2 pseudogenes are annotated in these 1,159 nt (G+C 36.0%); both read right to left on the bottom strand.

The window, feature by feature from the left end:
• Positions 1-432, bottom strand: a pseudogene (locus M595_RS27735) (hypothetical protein); the annotation flags it as partial.
• Positions 433-658: 226 nt separating this feature from the next.
• Positions 659-1,159: pseudogene (locus M595_RS27730) on the bottom strand (DNA methyltransferase); the annotation flags it as partial.

Here is a 1,159-nt window from a genome sequence, read left to right as displayed (position 1 = left end):
GTAAACCGACTTGCATTTCTCTTGACTTGATTGCTCGATGAATTTGGTCTTTTCAATTTCTTCGTAAATTTCCGATCCTATTCTTGTAATCCGGTCGTATAACGTATGGAAAACGACGACAATATCTTCACCTCCCAGACCCACCCCAGAAATAACTTTCTCCTGATTCTCTCGAATTCCTGCTGGAATTGATATCAGTTGAGTGTCTCCCGATCGCAAGGTAATAATCTGTTGTCCGCCTCGACGAGCTTTAGCATAGGGAACGAAAATGTGATAAATCTCGCGAGTTGAAGTGTTATTTGCTGAAGCTGAAGAATCTGCAAATGCACGGGACGGATAAAGCCAGTCCTTCGCCATCAAGCCAAGAGTCAGCAAAGCTATATTACTCAAAAAATGACGTCGGCTCTGAGTAAAAATACGAGGTTTAGCCATGATTAATCTTCCTAAATTTAGTTCTACAAATAGAATGCTTAGGTTGAGAGTTTGATTCTAAAATCTAGTTTATCATGGGAGTTGCTTCTGGGTTTAAGTTTAAATTTAGATTAATTTTCAGTCCGCTAACATATCAAGTAAATTTGTTATATTTTGGTATTTATCAACTGAATAAACTCACCGATCATATTATACAAGTAATTTGTCTTTAACTCCTAACAAAATATTAAGCTTCTTCCCAAGTTGCAGAGACACAATACTCGTATAATTCCTTTTTAGAATTTCGTTTCCTAATGATTTCAAAGCTAATTTTTTTATAGCCTAGCATTTTCATAGACTCAGCAAGCAGACTAGCCGTATCAACTCTATTACCAAAGAAAGTCGAATTTCCGACGATATAATCAATCTTAGCACCATCTTTTAGAAGATGTCGAAGCGATCTTAAATGTAGGTGCATATCATAGAAGTATTTTAACACATAAATTGATAATATATGGGCATTTTTACCCTCGGATTTTTTAATATTTTCTACCGCATTATAAACAGATTCGGGTAGTAAATTAACTTCATCTATCTGCCAAGATTTTAGTCTACTGGTTGCAATTCCCCAAGTTCCACCAATTGCCATCCAATCGATTTCACCCGCTTCTTTTGCTTCATTTAAAAATTTAGTCCAGTACATATAGGGACGGAGTTCACGAATATAACTAATTCGATTTGGATAAGG

This window comes from Lyngbya aestuarii BL J (genome assembly GCF_000478195.2).
GTDB lineage: Bacteria > Cyanobacteriota > Cyanobacteriia > Cyanobacteriales > Microcoleaceae > Capilliphycus > Capilliphycus aestuarii.
The sequence above is the reverse complement of the archived record's forward strand: the minus strand, read 5'-3'. Positions and strand labels throughout refer to the sequence as shown.